Below are 21,946 nucleotides of genomic sequence, written 5' to 3'. Positions count from 1 at the left end.
ATAAACTAAAATTCTACTTGTCTGATATCTTTTGGCTGATGTCAGACAAGCTGGGAAGCCCCAAATCTCTAACCGCAGACAAGAGAATATGGCTACTTAAGGGGCTTTGCAATTTAAAATCTAGGAGGAAGAGAAAAGTGGCAAGAGTTTATAACTTTAGTGCAGGTCCAGCTGTTTTACCTGAGGAAGTATTAAAAGAAGCAGCAGACGAAATGTTAGATTATAAGGGTTCTGGTCAGTCCGTAATGGAAATGAGTCATAGATCTAAGGTTTATGATGCAATTATTAAAGAGGCTGAGAAGGATTTAAGAGATCTATTAAACATTCCTGATAACTACAAGGTATTATTCCTTCAGGGTGGTGCATCACAGTTCTTTGCTGAAGTACCAATGAACCTTATGAAGAATAAGAAGGCTGGTTATATTATTACAGGCCAGTGGGCTAAGAAGGCCTTTGCTGAAGCTAAGATTTATGGTGAGGCTGTCGAATTAGCATCTTCTGCTGATAAGACTTTCTCATATATTCCTGATTGCTCAGATTTACCTATTACAGATGATATGGATTATGTATACATTTGTGAAAATAATACAATTTACGGAACAAAGTATAAGACTCTTCCTAATACAAAGGGTAAGTTACTTGTATCTGATGTATCTTCATGCTTCTTATCTGAACCTATGGATGTAACTAAGTATGGAGTAGTATACGGTGGTGTTCAAAAGAATATTGGACCTGCTGGTGTAGTTATTGCAATTATTAGAGAAGATTTAATCACAGACGATGTATTGACAGGTACTCCAACAATGCTTAAGTGGAAGACTCAAAGTGATAATGATTCACTTTATAATACACCTCCTTGTTATAATATTTATATTTGCGGTAAGGTATTTAAGTGGATTAAGAAAATGGGTGGCCTTAGCGCTATGAAGGAACATAACGAGAAGAAGGCTAAGATTCTTTACGATTTCCTTGATGAATCTAAGATGTTTAAGGGAACTGTTCGTAAGGAAGATAGATCTCTTATGAATGTACCATTTGTAACAGATAGCGAAGAGCTTAATGCTAAATTCATTAAGGAAGCAGCTGAAGCTGGTTTTGTTAACTTAAAGGGACACAGAACAGTAGGCGGTATGAGAGCTTCTATTTACAATGCTATGCCAATTGAAGGTGTAGAAAAGTTAGTAGAATTCATGAGAGAATTTGAACGCAGTGTAAGCAATGCCCCGCTTTAAAAGCGGAAGCTTTAAGCGGGGGTATAAAGCTTACTAGTGTCAGAAGGGGTTAAAGCCCCTTCTGACAGGTGGCACAAAGTGCCACTGCGTTCGTGAGGAAGTAGCGAAGCGGATTCCGAATGTCCGCTTTTACTAGAAGAACGCTTAAACTTACGAGTGAGTCTTGACTGAATTTGGAAAAAGGGAGATTAAAATGGTTAACGTACATTGTTTAAATAATATAGCTAGCTGTGGTTTAGACCTATTCACAGCAGATTATAATACAGAAAGTTCATATGAAGATGCAAATGTTGTTTTAGTAAGATCTGCAAAGATGCATGATTTAGAGCTTTCTAATAATTTAGTAGCAATTGCAAGAGCTGGTGCTGGTGTTAATAACATCCCTCTTGAAAGTTGTGCAGAGGCTGGTGTTGTAGTATTTAATACACCAGGTGCTAATGCTAATGCTGTTAAGGAGCAGGTTCTTGCTACAATGTTACTTGCTTCTCGTGATTTAATTGGCGGTAATAAGTGGGTAGAAGATAATAAGGATGATGCTGATATTGCTAAGTCAACAGAAAAAGCTAAGAAGGCTTTTGCTGGTAGAGAAATTGCAGGCAAGAAGCTTGGCGTAATTGGTCTTGGTGCTATTGGACAGTTAGTTGCTAATGCAGCTATTAGTCTTGGCATGGAGGTTTATGGTTATGATCCATATCTTTCAGTAGCAGCAGCTCTAAATCTTTCAAGAGAAGTAAAGCATGTTATTGATGTTAATGAGATTTATAAGGAATGTAATTATATTACAGTACATGTACCAGCACTTGATTCAACAAAGGGCATGATTGGTAAGGAAGCCTTTGAATTAATGCAGGATGGAACAGTAATTATTAACTGTGCAAGAGATGTATTAGTTGATGAGGATGTTATTGGAGATTATTTAAAATCTGGTAGAGTTAAGTGCTACGTTACAGATTTCCCAAATCCTAAGACAGCTAATATGGAGGGTGCTCTTTGCTTCCCTCATCTTGGTGCTTCTTCAGCAGAAGCTGAAGATAACTGTGCTATTATGGCAGTTAATGAAGTTAGAGATTTCATCGAGAATGGTAATATTAAGAATTCTGTAAATTATCCAGCTTGTAATTTAGGTGTTTGTGCTACTGAAAGTAGAGTTGCAGTTTGCCATAAGAACGTACCAGCTGTAATTTCTAAGATTACATCTGCTATGGGTGGAGCAAATGTAAACATTGAGTCTATGGCTAATGCTTCAAGAGGAGAGTATGCATATTCATTACTTGATCTAGATAAGCAGCCAGATACTTCAATTATTACAGAACTTGCTTCTATTGAAGGTGTTATTAAGGTAAGAGTTGTAAAGTAAATTATATAGTGCTATAATTTTTTGCGGGTATTGAGAGGTTAACTTTCAATACCCGTTTATTTTTTTGCTTATTTAGGAGTAATTTATGCAAATAGAGAAGAAATCAACAGTTAAAGATATGACAAGTGGAAATATTGGAAAACAACTTATTTTGTTTATGATTCCCTTGCTTGTAGGTAACATTTTTCAACAGCTATATAATACGATTGATAGTATTGTAGTTGGTAATTATGTAGGAAAGGATGCCCTTGCTGCAGTAACAAGTACATCACCAATTTCAATTATGCTTGTAGGATTTTTTATGGGTATGTCAACAGGTGCTGGTGTAATTGTTTCTCAATATTTTGGCGCAAGAGATGAGAAATCCTTAAGAAAAAGTGTTCATACAGCTATTATGTTAACCATTATTTTAGGCGTGGCATTTATGATTATTGGATATTTTATTACTCCAATAATGCTTAAGCTTATGGATACACCTGATTCAGTAATGGCAGATGCCAACACTTATCTTAGAACTTACTTTTTAGGTATTTTAGGCCTTATGCTTTATAATATGGCCTCAGGAATTTTAAGGGCTGTAGGTGATTCTAAGACACCGCTATACATTTTAATATTTAGCTCAATCCTTAATATCATTCTAGATTTATTATTTGTAATCGTGCTTAAATTAGGAGTTGCTGGCGTGGCCTATGCAACAATTATTTCTCAGTTTTTATCAGCTTTAATTGTAATAGGCATGCTTCTTTTGAGTAAGGATATTTATAGCCTAAGATTAAAGGAATTAAGAATTGATATGCCAATTCTTAAAAAGATAGTAAAGGTGGGACTTCCAGCAGGACTTCAAACAGCCATCGTTTCATTTTCAAATGTATTCGTTCAGTCTTATATCAATCACTTTGGGGCAGAAGCCGCTGCAGCTTGGGGCGTTTATAGTAGAATTGATGCCTTTGTTATTTTACCAATGCAGAGTATGGGACTTTCAATCACAACCTTTGTTGGACAAAATGCAGGTGCCGGTAAGAAAAAGAGAATTAGAGATGGTATTAGAATTGCCATGATTATGGCTATTGTTATAACTACAGTTATTTGTCTGCCTCTAGTTTACTTTGCACCAAAGATTGTAGTTTTGTTTAATAAGGAAGCACAGGTAATTGCCTTTGCCGCCCTCTTTATTAGAGTTAACGAGCTCTTTGATATTGTAGCTTGCACAAACCAGATTCAAGCCGGTGCCCTAAGAGGAGTTGGTAATGCCATAGTTCCTTCAATAGTTATGATTTTTAGTTTTGTATTTTTTAGACAAATTTATCTAAAAATCGTATCTATACTAACAAGCTCAATTATACCTATTGCCTGGGGTTACCCTGCAGGATGGATTTGTTGTAGTATAGTGCTTTTTATTTACTTTAGATTTAATAAAATAGCCTAAAAATATCTATAAATAATTGTAATAAACTAACTTCAATGATACAATATAATACGTGGAAAAATGATTTAAACAATGGTTTTTTGCCACTATGAGGAACTGGTAAAGAACATATTTGTTTAGTAAAACTATTGCATTTGGAGGAAGTTTTATGGCAATAATTAGACCATTTGAATGTGTAAGACCTAACACAGAGGTGGCATCAAGATTTGCGGCTCTCCCTTATGATGTTTATAACAGGGAAGAGGCAACAAAGGAAGTAGAAAGAGAACCAATGTCTTTTTTAAAAATTGATAGGGCAGAAACTCAATTTGGCGAAGACGTTGATACTTATGCGGATGAGGTATATTTAAAGGCAAGAGAACTATTTTTAAAGGCCCTAGAGGAGGGCACATTAATTACTGATAGTGATAAGGCTTATTACATATATGAATTAACAATGGATAACAGAACACAGACAGGTATTGTGGCAACTGCATCTATTGATAATTATGAGAATAATATAATTAAGAAACACGAGAATACTAGAGCCGATAAAGAAGCTGATAGAATAAGACATGTAGATAGTCTATCAGCTCAAACTGGCCCTATCTTTTTAGCATATAGAGCTAATGCTGTTATTAATGAAGAGGTAAGAAAGGCTAAGGAAAGTAAGCCTCTATACTCTTTTGTATCAGAGGATGGCATTAAGCATAGAGTATTTAAGATTAGTAATCCTGAATCAATTTCCTGCATTAGACAGGCTTTTGAAAAAATTGATTCTATCTATATAGCAGATGGCCACCATAGAGCAGCTTCAGCTGTTAAGGTTGGTTTAAAGCGTCGAGCTGAGGCTAAAAACTATACAGGGGAAGAAGAGTTTAATTTCTTCCTTTCAGTTTTATTCCCAGATGAAGAATTAATGATTATGGACTATAATAGAGTTGTTAAGGACTTGAATGGGTTAACAGTTACACAGTTTATAAAGGCCTTAGAGGATAAGGGCTTTAATGTGAAAAAGGCAACTAAGCCAGTTAAACCTAATAAGAAAGCAAGTTTTGGTATGTATATAGAGGAAACTTGGTATGAATTAGAGGCAAGAGAAGAGATTTTATCAAAAGATCCTGTAGATGGACTTGATGTGGCAATTTTACAAAACAATTGCTTAACTCCACTTCTTGGAATATCAGATCCAAAGACAGATAAAAGGATTGACTTTGTTGGTGGAATCAGAGGTTTAAAGGAATTAGAGGATAGATGTCATAAAGATTGTGTTTTAGCATTTTCAATGTATCCAACTTCAATTCAGGAGCTTTTTGCAGTAGCAGATGCTAGTAGACTAATGCCTCCTAAATCAACTTGGTTTGAGCCAAAGCTTCGTTCAGGATTATTTATCCATAGAATTTAATCAAATAAATTCTTAAAAATTTTATTGGAAATATAAGAGGTATTATTATGATTCACGAAAGCTTTGAAATCGATATAGACTACGAAAAATTAGGTCTAAAACACGATTGTAAAAAAGCGACAATAACAACTTATATTAAGGATTCTTATCCTAATGATCAGGATAAGTTTAATAGACCTTTAATTGTTATTTTCCCAGGAGGGGGTTATCACCATCATTCTGTAAGAGAGGCAGAACCTATTGCAATTAAGATGATGGATTATGGCTTTAATGCAATAGTTGTTCGATATTCGCTTATGCCAAATACTTATCCTTGCCAGTTATATGAAGCCTGTGCTGCTATGAAATATGTTAGAGATAATGCAGCAAAATGGGATACTAATCCAGATAATATTGTAATTGCAGGTTTTTCAGCAGGTGCTCATGTGGCAGGACTTCTTGGAACTAAGTGGAATACTAGGGAAGTTGACCCCATCTTAAAGGAGCTAAATTGTGATAGGGAATATATAAAGCCTAACAAGATGATGCTTGGCTATCCTGTTATTTCTTCAGGAGAATGTGCTCATAGAGCTTCTTTTGAAAGACTTATATATGGTGGCACTAAAAACGAATTAGAAGGTCAAAGACTAGAAGGAATTGCTGGCCAGGATGGAGATTTAACAGGTGGAATGCTAACAGGAGATAGGGATTATCTTTATGAAGAATTGTCTTTGGAAAAATGTGTCACAAAGGATACTCCAACAACTTTCCTTTGGCATACTTTCAGTGATGCTTCAGTGCCAGTAAAGAATTCTTTACTAATGGCAGAAAGCCTTGAGGCTAACAATATTCCTTTTGAATATCATGTATTTCCAAAGGGACATCATGGCTCAGCTTTAGGAACTAGGGAAACCGCATCTAAAAACCTAGGTCATTATGAACCAAGTCTTGCTATATGGACTAAGATGTTTAGGAATTTTGTCTTGGGAGAAATTGTCTTATAGTAATGGAGAAATTGTAAAAGAGTAGATATAAAATGGGAGGTAGAAAAATGAATAAGAAATTGTACAGCGTTATGAATTGGCCAGAAATTGAAGGGATTGTTTATGCAGAAGCTAGTAATCCCTTTAGTTTACTGGGATCACATTCAATTAAGGAAGGTAATTTAATCCAGATTTTTAGACCAGATGCAGTAGCTGTGGCGGTTAAGGTAGATGGAAAGAATTATGAATTAGAAAAGGTAGATGAGGCTGGCTTTTTTGCATGTCTTATTCCTTCAAAAAAGAAAAAGCTAGATTATAGTGTAATTATAGAGGATGTTAAGGGTAAGACTATTAGCTATAAAGATGCTTATTCCTTTGATACATTTTCAAAAGCAACAGTTTTTAAAAACTTCTTTGCAGGTATGGAGTATAAGGCAAATGAAATCTTTAGCCCTAAGTTAACTAGTATTGATGGAGTAGAAGGCTGTCTATTTACTGTTTGGGTAGAAGATGCAATTAGAGTTAGTGTGGTAGCAGATTTTAACAACTGGGATGGACGTATTCATCAGATGGAAAAAATTGATGATAGAGGTATTTTCCAGCTCTTCATTCCTGGAGTTACTGCTGGGGCTAAGTATCTATATGAGATTAAGATTAGAGGTCAAAAGGTTTATAGAAAGTTTGACCCTTACGCAATTGAGATGTCAAAAAAGCCTGAAGATTGCTGTATTGTTATGGAAGATAAATTAGAGGCTAATATAGTTAAATTTAAGACTAAAAATAGTGATGCCCCTATTAGAATCTATGAATTAAATCTAGATGCCTGGAGTAAGAAATCAGAAGCGAAGACTTATAAGTATTTGGCAAATGATATTATTTCCTATGTTAAAAAGGTTGGCTATAACTATATTGATTTAATGCCAGTAGCACACTACCTAAATGATAAGACCTATGGATACACAACAGTTTCTATGTTTGCTCCTAGTTCTAGATTTGGTAGCCCAAAGGACTTCCTTGAATTTGTTAATGAATTCCATAAAAATGGCATTGGAGTAATTATTGATTGGAATTGCGCTTACTTTGGAACAGATGCTAGAGGCTTAGATAAGTTTAACGGAACTAATATTTATGGCGGGTTAAAGCCTATTTTGGAAAAAGATGAAACATGGGATGTTTATACCTATGATTATTATAACAACTGTGTTTTATCTTTCCTTTATAGTAGCTTGTATTACTGGATTGAGAATTTCTCAATTGATGGAATTAGAATAGATAGCCTTGCATCTATGTTATATCTTGATTATGGCAAGGAAGCAGGAAGCTGGATTCCTAATATTTATGGTGGTAATGAGAATTTAGCAGCAATTGATTTTATTAAGAAGGTAAATAAGATTGCAACTAAAGAAGGCATAATTACTATAGCTGATGAAACTAGTGGCTGGATTGGAATTACAAAGACTTTTGATGGTGATAATTTAGGATTTGATTATTTACAAAACAAGAACTGGACAGAGGAATATTTAAATTTCTATGAACAAGATCCTTTATTTAGAAAAGGCTTATATGAGAATTTAACCTTCCCTATGGTTTATCATTTTAATGAGAAATTTATTCAGAAATTTTCAAGTGCAGACCTTTATGGAACTGGAGTTTCTCTTTACTCATTAGCAGCTGGTAAAGATGATGAAGAAAAAAAATCCGATTTACGTACAGCTCTTGCTTATCTTTATTTCTATCCAGGTTCTAAGATGATTGCTTTTGGTCAAGATTTAGGATTTGATATGACAAATCCTGCAAAAAAGGAAGCGTGGGAATTAGTTGATGAGAATAGAGAAAACTATATTAAGTCATTAAATGGCTTCTTAGATAAATATGCAGATGTATTTAAGAATGATAATAATGAAGATTCTTTTGAATGGTTAGAAAATAATAATGCAACAGAGACTGTTTTAAGCTTTGCAAGAAAATCTGCAAAGGGTAAGATTTTAACAGTAGTATTTAACTTTACACCAGTAGAAAGAAAAGCATATAGATTATTCGTTTGTGAAGAAGGTAAATATAAGGAATGTTTTAATTCTTCTTTAAAAGAATTTGGTGGAAATTTGGCTAAAACAAAAACTGTATATAGATCAGATAGAGAAGACGAACATCCTGATGCAAGAAAATTTATTGATATTGATATTCCAGGATTTAGTGCTGTTTGTTATGAATGTGAGGCTTATACAGAAGAAGAAATTGAAGAGAATAAGATATTAAAGGAGGCTGCAGTTGCTAAAAAGAATGCTGAGGATAAAGCTAAAATAGCTAAAGAATTAGCAACTAAAGCAGAAGAAGAGGCAAGAGTTGCCCTTGAAGCAGAAAAGAAGGCTAAACAAAAAGCTGATGAAGCTGTTAGGGCTAAGGAAGAGGCTGAAAGAAAAGCAAAGGAAGCAATTAAAGCCTCTATAAGAATAGACGAAGAGACAAAATTACGCTTAGAGAAGTTAAGAGCTAAGCTTAATTTAGTAGATGATAAGTCTAAGAAGTCTACAAGTAAAAGAACTAAGAAATAGGATGGTTTGATTTATGTTAGAAGTATTAAATTCTACATCTGTAAATAATGCAACTACACAGATGACAACTTTTTTTTCAAAAGAAAATTTAATGAATCTAATTACTGATTTTTGCAATTGGGCAGTAGGAGCAGTGGGTACTCTTGTTCTTGCAATTGTAATATGGATTATTGGAAAAAAGATAATTAAGGCAGTAGGAAAGTTTTTAAGGAAAGTGCTTGATAGGGGAAAGCTAGATGAAGGGGTTAAAACTTTTGTGTTATCAGCAGCAAGAGTGCTTTTATACATTTTCTTATTTATTATTGTAGTTGATACATTGGGATTTCAAACTACTTCCTTAATAACACTTTTAGGTACAGGTGCCCTGGCTATTGGTATGTCACTACAAGGAAGTTTGTCTAATTTTGCAGGAGGAGTTTTGATACTTATATTTAAACCATTTACTATTGGTGATTATATTGTGGCGCAAAATTCTGAGGGTAGTGTAGTTTCTATAGGTATTCTTTATACTAAACTTAGAACAGTTGATAATAAAGTAATCATGTTACCAAATGGTACACTTAGTAATTCTAATATTACAAATGTTGGTGCAGAAAATTTACGTAGACTTGATATTGAAGTGGGAATATCTTATGAGGCTGATATTAAGGATGCAAAAAGAGTTTTATCTGAAATTATTGCAAAGAGAAAAAATATCCTTACATCAGCTGGAAAAGAACCTAGAGTTATTGTTAAGAGTTTAGATGATTCTTGTGTAACACTTGAGACAAGAACATGGCTAAAAACTGAAGATTATTGGGATACAAAATTTGAATTGCTAGAAGAATATAAAGAAGAACTTGAAAAGAATAATATTAGTATTCCATATAACCAAATGGATGTGCATATAATTAAATAAGATATGACTTTTGAGTAAAATTAAGTGCTATTGGAAGGGCTATAATATGTTTTGTTATTATAGCTCTTCTTTTTTGTTTTTAGTATATTTGAAAAATGATTTTGACCGATTAAAGCCAATCTATTGTAATATATAAAAATTATGATAAAATAAATTTATAAAACTTTTTTATAAATGGGAGGGATTTATGAAACTAAAAAGATTTTTTGTAGCGGCGTTATTGACATCGTCAGTTATATTGTCTTCATTAGCATTGGTATATGCAGGGGAGAATGTTGGAACATATGGATATGCGTATCGAAATGTAGAAGGAAGAGATAGGGTGTATAAAATTAATGCTGGTACAGTAAGAAGAAATGGTGCACAACAATCATCAGTTAAAATAACAAAGACATATGAGGATGGTGATTTTGAAACAATACATTCTGGTGTGAAAAATGAAGATGTTAGTTACACAAGCGGTTATGAATACATAGAAGATTATGTAACGGAACACAAAACATATAAGAATTCTTACCCAGTGTATAGTATTACATTGTATAAGTAATAGTAATTAATATTTATAAAATTTAGCAAGTAGATTATAATAATAATCTACTTGCCTAAAGATTATAGATTAAAAAAGGCGATATAATAGAGGGTGAATATGGTAGATGCTAGATTAATTTACAGAATATTTATGAAAAGACCATTATCTATATTTGTTATGACAATAATGACAATAATTTCTTTTTATATGATTTCCAATGAATTGATGGAAAGTATATCTAATAAAGTTTATACTCAAAGAATTCACAATATGTTTTCAATAAATGAAAGTCGAGTTGGATTGATAAAAATGACTGATGATGTTGAATCAGGAAATATTGATATAAAAAAAGTAAAGCAAGATTTTGAAAAAAGTGAATATATAAAAGGTATTGGTTTTAATTCCACAGAGTATATTTATGAAGGGATAAATGCAGAACTTTATATTATTGATGAAAGTATGTTAGCTTCATATAGTATAAGTGTGGAAAATGAATTAAAAGAGAATATGTTAAAAGATACAGAATATATACCGGTTGTAGTAGGTTACAATTTGAGAAATAAGTTTGATATAGGTGATGTTATTAATTTAAGCAGTGGAAAACAGTGTAAGGTTTATGGCTATTTAGATAAAGATGATGCTATGTATCATGAATCAGATTTATTTGGGGGCTGGTTTAATTCTGATTTATATAATTTGGATGATTCATTTGTTGCTATTGTAGATAATGTAGAGGATTATCAATTTTATAATTGGCATTATATAAATTTCTACGTAGATGAAGGTGATTATAATCTTGCAAAAGAGGAAATTTTAAAAATTGCAGAAAGTGATAACATCAACATACAAGTTATAAATAGGGGAGAGGAAATATTAGAAGCACAGGAAGATAATAATATTCTTCATAGTCCCAATCTTTATATTTTAATTGTAGTATTACTAGTTAATATAATTACTATAACTATAATGACAATAACATATGTAATGATTGAAAAAAGGCAATATGGTATTTTATCTATATGTACATATAGTAGAAGAAAGATATCATTTTTAATCATCAAACAGAATGCAATTATAGTCTATTTAGCAGCAATAATTGCTTGGACCATTAATCAAAAGTTATATAATGGAAGCATTATTATAAAATTAGCATATTACCCATCAAATTTGCCTTATAAGATAACATTATATAGTACAATGATTATTTTGCCATTAGTATTATTTCTTATTGCATCTCTTATTATAGTAATTTCAAGTATGATTCCGGTTATTCTAATAAATAGATATAAAATACCAGAGTTAATTCATAGTAATAATTAAACTAGAGGTGGATTAGAAATGAAAAAAATAATAAATATACTTTTTAGACATAAAATGATATTAATATTTGTTATGATAGGGCAATTTGCAATCTATATAAGTGTATTTGGAATTCTAAATACACTTAATATTGCTGAATTAAAAGAAAAGGATAGGATAGAATCTGTATATAAATCAAGAATAAAAATGGAAATAATGAAATCTTCTGATTCCTCTTTTATATCAGAGGATTTAAAGAATATTGATAAAGCTAATATTATTATTACAAAAGGCTTGGCTGTAAATTATAAAGAAGCAAATTCGTCATATATAGCAGACCTTATTATAGCTTTAAATGAAGAATTGCCCTACAAATTAATAGAGGGACATATACCAGGCACAGATCCGGATGATAAAGGGAAAAATCTTGTAGCAATAGGTAGAGATAAATGTAAATATACATATGAAGAAAATGGGAAAAAATATATTACTCTTGATAACGAAAAATATGAGGTATGTGGTATATTAGGGAGTAAATATTCAGATTTTTGGGATTATAAAATTATATTAAATGTAAATAATATTGGAGATAATATAATAAGTAGAATTAACGAGCTTACGTATTTTAATATAGAGATTTTATCAAATGAAATTAATGTAAGTGATATTTATGAAGATGTTTATGTTGCAATAAAAACATGTAATAATGACGCTGCTATAGATTCATATCAACTTTATGGTAGAGGAGAAAGTGAAATTGGAAAAACTTTAGCTAGAAATAACATTAGCAAAAAAATATGTATTTTGTTATTTAGTTTATGTAATTGTATTGTAATATCGGAATTCTATTTCCTAGACTATAAAAAAGAAATAGTAATTTATAAAATTCTTGGCGCAAAAAATTCATTCATCATAAAAAGATTAATGATATCATTTGTTGTTATTAGTAGCTTTACATTAATTTTATATGGATTAGTTGCTACATTATTAAATACAATTGGAATGAATGGATTAATGTATTTTAGTGTTGATGCTAAGAATATAATAAGTATGTTTATAGTTATATTATTAGTTACAGCTTTATCTATGATATATCCATATATAAAAATGACAAAATTAAATATTACAAGCATGAGATTAAAGGAGTAGTTATGATAGATATTAAGGGGTTAACAAAAGTTTTTAAAGATGGTGATTATAATAAAGTCGCTTTAGATGATATTAATTTAAAAATCAATGATGGAGAAATGGTTTCTATAATGGGCCCATCTGGTTCAGGAAAATCTACTTTGCTAAATATTATTGCATGCTTTGATGATGTAAGTAAAGGTGAGGTGTATATAAATGATAATAATATAACTTCACTTAAAAAAAGAAAAAAAGAAAAATTTAGAAGAGATAATATAAGCTTTATATTTCAAGATTATGCCTTATTAGAAAATTTTACATGTTATGAAAATGTAGAATTACCTTTATTAATTAACAAAGTAAGATCAAGAAAGACTAAGACCTTATCTTTATTAGAAAAGATGAATTTGTTAGAAGAGAAGAATAAAAAAATTAATAAATTATCAGGTGGACAAAGACAAAGAGTAGCAATTGCAAGAGCTCTAGCACTTGATACAAATTTAATTCTTGCTGATGAACCTACGGGTGCATTAGATCAAAAAATGGGTGAAGAAGTAACAGATATCTTACGCAGTATTAATAAAGAAGGAAAAACAGTTATTATTGTTACACATGATGAAAAGGTGGCTAATAAAACAGATAGAATTATTAAGCTAATGGATGGGAAAATAATAGATGATATAAAAAATGCTTAGATTAGGTAAAATCAAAGATTAGAAATTATAAAAGGTTATCAAGTAGCAAAACTTGATAACCTTTTTTGTTCACAAAGAAGTCTTTTTTCATCCACAATTAAAACACATATTTCAATTAACATAATAAATGTAAAGAGGAGATACATTAGTATTTAATTGAAAGGAGTAGTTATGGCTATTGAAGTATTTAATAGATATGAAAAAAAGTACATGCTGACAAAGAAAAGTTTTAGAAAGCTTTTAACTAGAATTGAAGATCATATGGATATGGATAAATACAATATAAATGGTAAGCCATACACAATAAGTAATATATATTTTGATACAGATAATGATGCCCTTATAAGAGCTTCTATTGAAAAGCCTGTGTATAAAGAAAAATTAAGAATGAGAGCATATGGCACACCATCACTAGATGATAAGGTTTTTATAGAAATAAAGAAGAAGTATGACGGCATAGTTAATAAGAGACGTACTTCTATGACTCTTAAAGATGCCTATAATTATATACTTAATGACAATCCACCAACACCCGCTTCAGGAAAGATTAATACTCAAGTCTTACAAGAAATCGACTATTTTAAAGATTTCTACAAGGTAAAACCTAAGTTATATCTTTCTTATGATAGATATGCATACTTTGAAAAAAATGATGGCGATTTCAGAGTAACATTTGACACAAACATTCAGACAAGACGATATGATGTTGCACTAGAAAAAGGCCAGTATGGAAAGCAATTATTAGAAGCAGACCAGGTTTTAATGGAAATTAAAATCAGTGGCGCGGTTCCTATGTGGTTTACGAAGATTTTATCAGAATTAAGAGTCTATCCAGTATCATTTTCTAAGTACGGAACGGAGTACAAGAGATATGTATTAGAGAATACTCAAAGAGAATTTATTGAAAATAAAGGAGAAATAATATGTTCGAATCAATTTTATCCTCAGCTACAAGCAGTAGCTTCACTGTAAATGAGTTTTTAATTGCCGAAGTAGTAGCTATTGTTTTAGGTTTAATTATTGGCGTTGCTTATATGGTAGCTTGCAAGAATGACGGTTATTCTAAGAATTTTATCGTGGGTTTATCAATCTTACCAACAGTTGTGGCGGCAGTAATTTTATTTATCGGTAGTGATGTAGCAAGAGCATTTTCAATGGCAGGAGCCCTTACACTTGTAAGATTCAGATCTGCTCCTGGTAATGCTAAAGACATTTCAGTAGTATTTTTATCTATGGCAACAGGCCTAGGATGTGGTTTAGGTTATATAGGATATGCAGTGATCTTTGCAGTAATAGCAGTAATTCTATTAATTATTTTAAGCTTAAGTACATTTGCAAAAAAGCCATCTAACAAGAAACAGCTTAGAGTAACAATTCCAGAGAACTTAAATTACACAAATGCTTTTAATGATGTGTTTGAAAAATTTGTTAATGAATGTAGACTTACAAGAGTAAAGATAACTAATATGGGTACAATGTTTGAATTGACTTATGAAGTGTCTTTAAAGGATGAATCAAAGGAAAAGAAATTTATTGATGAACTAAGAACTAGAAATGGCAATTTAAATATTATTTTTGGGATGATGCCAGCGGGAAATGAAGGTTCATTAAACGGTTAATCAATAGAATATAAAAGCCGCATCTAATGCGAGCACTTCCCATTATAATTTTCGTGAAAAAGCAGGTTGGCGTACTAGCTAGCCTGCTTTTTAAAAATATTGTATACATGTCCATTTCTATCTAAAATTTATTGACTATTCTATAAGATAGGGTTATTATAGAAGTAGCTTTTTTAAAACATTTTTATAAAAGTCTAGTTTATAATGTATAGGGAGGTATGCAAATGAAATCTAAAAGTTTGCGTAAAGCATTAGCGCTAGCTATGGCAAATGCCATGATCCTTGGGGTAGTAGGATCAAATTGTAGCTTAACTAGTGCATCGGGGTTACCATCAACTAATGGACATGATACTTATGTCAATAGTGATGTGTTTTCAGTAATATCAAGTGATAGTTTTGGTACAACAGCACTTGATAGTCCACTTTTTTCAAAAAATATTGGTAGTTATGATATTACTAATCTACAGGTACCAACATTAGCCTATGATGATACAAGCATAGGCTTGGTTTGGGAAAAACCAGAAAACTATGAAAATGTAGCTGATTATCATGTATATATTAACGGGGAATTACAGGAAACAGCTAGGGAAAATTTTAAAGAAAATGCTAAATGGACTTATACCTACATGCAGTCTTTCTACGATTATTATGAGACAGCTTCTGATGTAGATATGGTAGATGTAGATATCCATTCTTTTAGAGCAACAGATTTAAGTCCAGAGACAAGTTATGAAATTAGTGTCGTTGCAATTGATGCAAATGGTAATGAACTTGGTAATAAGGTTTCAATTACTGCAACAACAACTAAGACACCAGAAGTAGTTAATGTCTTAGATTATGGAGTTACATATACAGAAGGCTATACAGAATATAATGATGAAATCAATGCAATTATCGAAGCTAATACTAAGGCTATTCAGGCTGCTATTGATGCAGTTCCTGAAGGTGGTAAATTAGTTATTCCAGATAATGACCAGGGACTTGTATTAGTATCTGGTGCTCTTTGGCTTCATTCTAATATGACTCTTGAACTAGATGGAACACTTTGGGCTTCACCAAATTCAGATCATTTTGAAATTGGTTTCCTTATGTATCCATTCTACACAGATACAAGAGATTGGGGCCTTATTAATGCAGTTTCTCAAGATGAGAATGCACCACTAGAAAACATTAGAATTACAGGTAGTGGTACTCTTTACGGTAATGGTTGGAAGTATGGCGCAGGCGATACAATGTATGGAGATGGTTATACATCTAATGCTGGAGTGAATACTCAAAGTGGAGACCCAGATGTTAAAGATACTCAGTCTGAATACGGTCTTCCTAGATTTATGGGTGGTAGTAATACTAAGGTTTACTATTATGGTATTCAGGCAGCTGATTCTGCTAAGAAGTATTTAGCTAATCTTTACAATGAAGATGGTACAAGAAAGTATTCTGATGAATTAATTGAGAGCTTGACTTCAAAGATTAAAGCTAATAAGAGTGATAAGTTATCAAGTATTGAGACACAAGATTTAAAGGATGCTTATGCTACAAGAGCTTCTCTTTTAATTATGAGAAATGTAACTAATGTTTATGTAGCAGATATTACAGTAGAAAATCCTTCAAATCACTCAGTAAATATTCTTGATTCAAGAAATATTGCTACAACTAATGTTAAGGTATTCTCGTATGATGGAAACAACGGTGATGGTCTTGGCTATGGTTGTTCTCAAAATGTAATTTGCTGGAATAACTTTACAGATACAGGTGATGATAACTTAGGCTTTGGTGCATCTGTAGGTGAAGGAGCAAGAGATTGTGACATTCAGACAAACTCAGAGCTTTGGATGTTTAATAACTTCCTTCGTGAAGGACATGGCGGTCTTGCTGCTGGTTCTCATACAGGTAACGGTATTCAGGATGTATTATTTGAAGATACAGTAATGAACCATATTGATATGGCTTTTAGATTTAAGTCAGCACCTACTAATGGTGGTTTTGCTGCAAATATTACAATGCGTGATTGTGCTATTGCAGATACAAATCAGGCTTGGGTATTAACAACCTCTTATTCAGATCCTAACTCTGCATCTTCAACAGAGGCAGCTGAAATTGGAGAGTTTTATAATTTTGCATCTTATAACGTATCTGTTTATGGAGCAAGCCAGAACACAATTTGTGTTTATGCAGATGTAGATTATGATTCAAATCCACAAAAGCCAGCACATTGCCATCATAACTTATATTTCCAAGATATTACTTTTGGAAATGTAGGTGGAAATGGTAGCTATAAGTATTACAATGGTTGGGATACACTTACAGGCTGTGAAAATTCAGTATTCTATAATGTTAAAACAGTATCTTATAATAGTAAGGCAGTTTCTAAGAAAACAAATGCTGCATGGACTAATATAAAGTACTGCAAGAATATCATTTTCCAAGGAACAACTCTTGATAGTTTAAATATTAATAGTTCTAATGTGGAAAATGCTATGCAGGCACCAGAAGTAATTGACAATAATATTACAGCAACAAGTGCTGAAGATGGAAAGAGCGTTAGCTTGTCTTGGGCAACACAAAAGGATAACTATTCTATGACTTATGGAGTAGATACTTATGTAAATGGCGAAATGGTTGATTTTGTATCAGGCTTATCAGACACACAGACAACTATTAGCTCACTAAGCCCAGGAGTAGATTATACTTTCAAGGTTTATGTATCAGATAAGACAGGCAATAAGACATTAATTAATGAAGTATCTGTTAAAACAAAGGGTGAAGATACAGAAAGCATTGTAGCTCCAGCCTCTTCAACAGTTACTTTAACAAATCCAATTTACACATGTGCACAAGCAAGCTTTGCATCTGCTTATGTGAATGATAATAGAGTAAGAGGTTATAAAATTTATGCTAATGGTACATTAGTAAAGACAATTTATAACTATCAGATAAAAGATTACAAGAGTGCTGCTAGCATTTCAAATCAGGTTGGTAGATTAACAGCAGGCATTAATAATGAAGTAAGTGTTGTAGCCTTTACAGATTCTGGTAAGGAATACAAATATGATCTTGCATATGTAACAACTCTTGGTAATTATGATTATAAGGCACCTGTATTTGCAGCTACTGCTAAGATTACAGCAGTTGTAAATAAGGATAATACAATTGATTTAAGCTGGGATGAGGCAGTAGATGATACAGCAGTTGGCGGCTATAGAGTTTATGTAGATGGCGTAGCTGTTTATACAGAGGAATCAACAGATACTTTCAATCCTGTAAATGGTGCTTATACAACTAATAAGACAGAAATTACATTAACAAATGTAGATACAACTAAGTCTCATACAATTACAGTTCAGGCTGGAGATACATGGTGGAAAGCTGCTAAGACAATGGGTAACTTTGATAAGATGGCTTCTTATAACTGGACAGTTAAGGGTTTAAAGTTAACTACACAGGCTTATGAAGAGCCAACAACAGAGGAACCAACAACAGATGAGCCAGAAACACCTAGCGAAACTCCATCTGGTGATGTGGCAGCAGATACTGACATTGTTTATACAATGCTTACAGGTAGCGAGATTAACTATGTAAATGGTGAAAAACTAGTTCTTCGTAGTGAAGCAGACTTTGATAAGTTTGTGGGAGTAAGAGTAGATGGAACATTAATTGATAAGGCTAATTATAGTGCCTACTCAGGTTCAACAATTGTTGAGATTAGCGAAAACTACATGGCAAGCCTTTCTAATGGCAAGCATGATTTTGAAATCCTTTCTAAGGACGGAAGTGCTAAGGCTGTTGTAGTAGTTAATAAGCCTGAAAATGTATCAGATAAGAATACAACAGTTTCTAATGGTGCAGTAACTGAAGTAGCAGCAGATTCAAGCGAAGTTACAAATAGCTCAAAAAATACAGCAGACTTAAATAATATGTTAATTTATTTCTTAATGATTCTTACTTGTGGCACAATTAGTTTTGTGGTTGCAAGAAGAGAATATAAGAATCGTATGAACTAAAAATCTTACATATAAAAAACTTCATAAATCTATAATTTCCGTAGGGATTAATGACTATTAAAATTGTAAAAAAGAGACATTTTTATAGTTAAAATCCCTACGGATTTTTCATCTTAATCAGTTAAATACTTAACACAGTTAAATCCACAAAATATTTAGTGATTTAGCGTACTAAATTTATGCAATTTTAACATTGATATAAAACTTTAATTATGAAAAAATAACCTTACCGTGTGGTAAATGTTGAAATGAATGGAGTTTTAAAGTTATGGCAATCAATGTAGTAGAAGAAGCAAAAAGGTGCTTACAATGTAAAGTACCAATGTGTAGAAAAGGATGTCCGATTTCTACAAATATTCCAGAGATGAACAGACTCTTTTTAGAGTTTAAAAAGGATGAAGCAGGAAAGATGCTTTTTGATAATAATCCTCTTTCTGCCATCTGTTCACTTGTCTGTAATCATGAAAAACAGTGCGAAGGTAACTGCGTACTAGGAAGAAAGAGTTCCCCTGTACATGTATCAAGCATTGAGAATTATATATCAGATGCTTATCTTGATCATTTAAATTTACAAAGAGAAGATGATAAGAAGCAGAGAGTTGCTATTATTGGTGGTGGTCCTGCTGGTATTACAATTTCAGTAATTCTTGCACAGCGTGGATATGATGTAACAATTTTTGAATCAAGAGATAAGATCGGTGGCGTTTTAAGATATGGTATTCCAGAATTCAGACTTCCAAAGACAGTTCTTGATAGATATGAAGAAAGATTAAAGAAGTTAGGTATTAAGATTCGTCCTCATACAGTAGTAGGCTATGCCTTAACTATTGATGACCTTGAAAGAGATGGCTATGAGGCAATCTTTATTGGTACTGGTGTTTGGAGACCAAAGAAGCTTGGAATTAAGGGTGAGAGTTTAGGAAATGTACATTTTGCCATTGACTATCTTGCTAACCCAGATGTATATGACTTAGGTAAGAGAGTCGTTATTATTGGTGCCGGTAATTCAGCTATGGATGTGGCAAGAACTGCTACAAGAAAGGGCGTATCTGAAGTTTATGTATTCTGTAGAAGAGGACATGCAGCAGCTTCTGTTCGTGAATTAGAATACGCTGAGGCTGATGGCGTACAGATTCTTTACGGTTATAGACCAGATGAATTTACTGATAACGGCGTATTATATAAGATTGCAACAATGGATGAAGAGGATAATGTCTTAGAGATGAGTGAGCAGAAGTTCTTTGAGGCAGATAGTATTGTTGTAGCTGCATCTCAAGGTGCTATGAATAGAATTGTAAGTACAACAAAGGGTATTGAGACTAACGAGAAGGGCTTACTTAATACTGATGAGAAGGGTAGCACATCAAGACCTGGTATCTTTAGTGCTGGTGATGTTGTAAATGGCGCAAGAACAGTAGTAGAAGCAGTTAGATATTCTAAGGATGTAGCAGAGGCTATGGATGAATATTTAAAGGCAAAAAGAGAAGAAAAAGAAAATGCTAATGAGGATGAAGAAGTAAAGGCAAGCTAAATATTTGTCTTAACATACCTTGTTTGAAATATTAGGAGATTTATATAAAGGACCTATGTCATATCTTAGACATAGGCCCTTATTTTTTATAAAGACTATATATAGTAGATTTTTTTAAAAATAAAAAAGAAAATATCCAAGAAATTGTGAAAATTTATCGAAAGATTTCCCTTTAGTACTTGTTAAATAAGTAGATTTATTATATTATTAATACATATATAGGAAGGACGTGATTTATATGGCAGATAATAACACACAATTTTTTAAAACACAGCCTGAAAAGACAATTTCGGTTGAAGGAATTATTGAGCAAGTTTATCTTGCTTTAAAGGAGAAGGGATACAATCCTGTGAATCAAATAGTTGGATACATTATGTCTGGGGACCCAACTTATATTACTAGTCACAACAATGCTAGAAGTTTAATTATGAAAGTAGAACGTGATGAGCTTGTTGAAGAAGTAATCCGCTATTTTATTGAAGGTAAGGGACTTTAATCTTACATGAGATATTTAGGATTAGATTATGGCAGTAAAACTGTAGGCGTTGCGCTGTCTGACCCTCTTGGTTGGACAGCACAAGCCTTTGAGACAATTACAAGAAAAGAAGAGAATAAGTTAAGAAAGACTTATGCAAGAATAGAGGAAATAATAAAAGAATATGGAGTTACTAAGGTAGTAGTGGGCTTACCTAAGAATATGGACGATACGGAAGGTGAGAGAGCTCTATTAGCAAGAGATTTTGCAAGTAATATCCATAGAAGAACAGGGATAGAAATCGTTATGTGGGACGAGAGATTAACCACAATTGCAGCTGATGAGGTTCTAGAAGAAGCTGGAGTTAAAAAGGAGAACAGAAAGGCTGTTATAGATCAGATAGCAGCAGTTTTTATATTACAAGGTTATCTTGATTTTGAGGCAAAAGAGGCCAAAAAGCAAGATTTCAATAAATAGGATGGCTAATCATGGGGAGTTTTAGCACTGTGATTAGAGTCTTTTTATGTCTAGATATATGTGAAATATTTAGGCGAATGTATTAGGGTTTAAAATTTTTTTTTGGAGAGAGACATTTATGGAAAAGATTAGTTTTGTTTCAGAAGGTGGAGATAAGATTGAACTCTATGTTCTAGAAGAGACAAGAATTAGTGGAATTAATTACATTTTAGTCACTGAATCAGATGATGAGAATGAAGATGCAGAAGTTTATATCTTAAAGGATACTTCTAAGAGCACAGAAGCTGATGCTATTTATGAATTCGTGGAAGACGATAGTGAACTTGATGCAGTAGCAAAGGTTTTTAGTGAATTACTAGAGGATGTAGAATTTAGATAATT

At 32.5% G+C, this 21,946-nt stretch carries 18 protein-coding genes; all 18 read left to right on the top strand.

Translation table 11 applies throughout. The annotated features are described in order from the left end of the window. Positions 1–137: 137 nt before the first annotated feature. The 18 genes from serC (at position 138) to G600_RS0107455 (ending at position 21,944) form a co-directional block, all read left to right on the top strand. On the top strand, positions 138–1,232 hold the full coding sequence (gene serC, locus G600_RS0107540) for a 3-phosphoserine/phosphohydroxythreonine transaminase (protein ID WP_027431404.1): 1,095 nt from the start codon (positions 138–140) through the stop codon (positions 1,230–1,232). 193 nt (positions 1,233–1,425) lie between these two features. Continuing rightward, entirely contained in the window at positions 1,426–2,589 is a 1,164-nt protein-coding gene (locus G600_RS0107535) for a phosphoglycerate dehydrogenase (protein WP_027431403.1), read from the top strand. A gap of 85 nt (positions 2,590–2,674) precedes the next feature. Beyond that, positions 2,675–4,015, top strand: coding sequence for an MATE family efflux transporter (locus G600_RS0107530; RefSeq protein ID WP_027431402.1), 1,341 nt, complete (start codon positions 2,675–2,677; stop codon positions 4,013–4,015). 148 nt (positions 4,016–4,163) lie between these two features. Further along, positions 4,164–5,399 carry a DUF1015 domain-containing protein gene (locus tag G600_RS0107525; RefSeq protein ID WP_027431401.1) on the top strand — a complete coding sequence of 412 codons (1,236 nt, stop codon included), beginning with the start codon at positions 4,164–4,166 and terminating at the stop codon, positions 5,397–5,399. Between the two features lie 47 nt (positions 5,400–5,446). Next, positions 5,447–6,382, top strand: coding sequence for an alpha/beta hydrolase (locus tag G600_RS0107520; RefSeq protein ID WP_027431400.1), 936 nt, complete (start codon positions 5,447–5,449; stop codon positions 6,380–6,382). 47 nt (positions 6,383–6,429) lie between these two features. Further along, positions 6,430–8,913, top strand: coding sequence for a 1,4-alpha-glucan branching enzyme (glgB, locus tag G600_RS0107515; protein WP_027431399.1), 2,484 nt, complete (start codon positions 6,430–6,432; stop codon positions 8,911–8,913). A 13-nt stretch (positions 8,914–8,926) separates the two neighbouring features. Then, complete coding sequence (locus G600_RS0107510) at positions 8,927–9,811, top strand: mechanosensitive ion channel family protein (RefSeq protein WP_027431398.1); 885 nt, start codon at positions 8,927–8,929, stop codon at positions 9,809–9,811. A gap of 187 nt (positions 9,812–9,998) precedes the next feature. After that, on the top strand, positions 9,999–10,358 hold the full coding sequence (locus G600_RS0107505; protein WP_027431397.1) for a hypothetical protein: 360 nt from the start codon (positions 9,999–10,001) through the stop codon (positions 10,356–10,358). A 99-nt stretch (positions 10,359–10,457) separates the two neighbouring features. Further along, positions 10,458–11,660 (top strand): ABC transporter permease family protein, encoded by a 1,203-nt coding sequence (locus tag G600_RS0107500; RefSeq protein WP_027431396.1) that lies wholly within the window; start codon positions 10,458–10,460, stop codon positions 11,658–11,660. Positions 11,661–11,678: 18 nt separating this feature from the next. Next, positions 11,679–12,788: an ABC transporter permease gene (locus tag G600_RS0107495; RefSeq protein ID WP_027431395.1), complete on the top strand. Its 1,110-nt coding sequence runs from the start codon at positions 11,679–11,681 to the stop codon at positions 12,786–12,788. Between the two features lie 2 nt (positions 12,789–12,790). After that, the gene (locus G600_RS0107490) at positions 12,791–13,462 is read left to right on the top strand and encodes an ABC transporter ATP-binding protein (protein WP_034245913.1); all 672 of its coding nucleotides are present in this window, start codon (positions 12,791–12,793) and stop codon (positions 13,460–13,462) included. 171 nt (positions 13,463–13,633) lie between these two features. Next, positions 13,634–14,434 carry a polyphosphate polymerase domain-containing protein gene (locus G600_RS0107485; protein ID WP_027431393.1) on the top strand — a complete coding sequence of 267 codons (801 nt, stop codon included), beginning with the start codon at positions 13,634–13,636 and terminating at the stop codon, positions 14,432–14,434. Continuing rightward, the gene (locus tag G600_RS0107480) at positions 14,386–15,081 is read left to right on the top strand and encodes a DUF4956 domain-containing protein (protein WP_027431392.1); all 696 of its coding nucleotides are present in this window, start codon (positions 14,386–14,388) and stop codon (positions 15,079–15,081) included. The genes G600_RS0107485 and G600_RS0107480 overlap by 49 nt, the downstream gene beginning before the upstream one ends. A 224-nt stretch (positions 15,082–15,305) precedes the next feature. Further along, complete coding sequence (locus G600_RS0107475; RefSeq protein WP_027431391.1) at positions 15,306–19,082, top strand: hypothetical protein; 3,777 nt, start codon at positions 15,306–15,308, stop codon at positions 19,080–19,082. Between the two features lie 268 nt (positions 19,083–19,350). Beyond that, on the top strand, positions 19,351–20,613 hold the full coding sequence (locus G600_RS0107470; protein ID WP_027431390.1) for an NAD(P)-dependent oxidoreductase: 1,263 nt from the start codon (positions 19,351–19,353) through the stop codon (positions 20,611–20,613). 238 nt (positions 20,614–20,851) lie between these two features. Continuing rightward, on the top strand, positions 20,852–21,109 hold the full coding sequence (locus tag G600_RS0107465) for an IreB family regulatory phosphoprotein (RefSeq protein WP_027431389.1): 258 nt from the start codon (positions 20,852–20,854) through the stop codon (positions 21,107–21,109). Positions 21,110–21,115: 6 nt separating this feature from the next. Next, a complete protein-coding gene (gene ruvX / locus G600_RS0107460) occupies positions 21,116–21,565 on the top strand; it encodes a Holliday junction resolvase RuvX (protein WP_027431388.1) in 450 nt (149 codons plus the stop codon). A gap of 118 nt (positions 21,566–21,683) precedes the next feature. Continuing rightward, positions 21,684–21,944 carry a DUF1292 domain-containing protein gene (locus tag G600_RS0107455; RefSeq protein ID WP_027431387.1) on the top strand — a complete coding sequence of 87 codons (261 nt, stop codon included), beginning with the start codon at positions 21,684–21,686 and terminating at the stop codon, positions 21,942–21,944. Positions 21,945–21,946: the final 2 nt, after the last annotated feature.

This window comes from Lachnospira multipara ATCC 19207, from assembly GCF_000424105.1.
In the GTDB taxonomy this organism is placed as follows: domain Bacteria; phylum Bacillota; class Clostridia; order Lachnospirales; family Lachnospiraceae; genus Lachnospira; species Lachnospira multipara.
The sequence above is the reverse complement of the archived record's forward strand: the minus strand, read 5'-3'. Positions and strand labels throughout refer to the sequence as shown.